The sequence below is a fragment of the Streptacidiphilus pinicola genome (genome assembly GCF_003258295.1).
GTDB classification, from domain to species: domain Bacteria; phylum Actinomycetota; class Actinomycetes; order Streptomycetales; family Streptomycetaceae; genus Streptacidiphilus; species Streptacidiphilus pinicola.
The window spans coordinates 1-328 of record NZ_QKYN01000226.1; the positions used below are offsets into that span (position 1 = coordinate 1).

The window sequence follows — 328 nt, forward strand, 5'->3', positions numbered from 1 at the left end:
ATGTGTGAAAAGGGAAACGACGGGAAGGTTCGCAGCAAGGGCGGACGTTTCATCGGAGAGGTTCCCGACCACGTCGACGTGCGGCAGGCCGTCGCCCGGTTCGCCGGCGAGGGCGCGACCGAGCGGGCACGGGTCCAGGTTCGCCGCAAGGCGGGCTTCCCGCTGCGGGCCAAGGCGATCTCCGCCCTGCCGGTCGACGCCGAGTGGGACGAGCTGGAGCTCCCCTACGGATTGGGGCTCGCGTCGGACCTGGTGGAGTACGGCCCGAACGTGGTGGTGCTGGAGCCCGCGGAGCTGCGGGCGGATGTCGTCGCCCGGCTGCGGGCGG

The 328-nt window shown here is 71.6% G+C and carries 1 protein-coding gene; it reads left to right on the forward strand.

Features of this window, described 5'->3' with window-relative positions; translation table 11 throughout:
* A partial coding sequence (locus DN069_RS37900; RefSeq protein ID WP_116513723.1) for a WCX domain-containing protein occupies positions 1-328 on the forward strand: 328 nt, incomplete at both ends.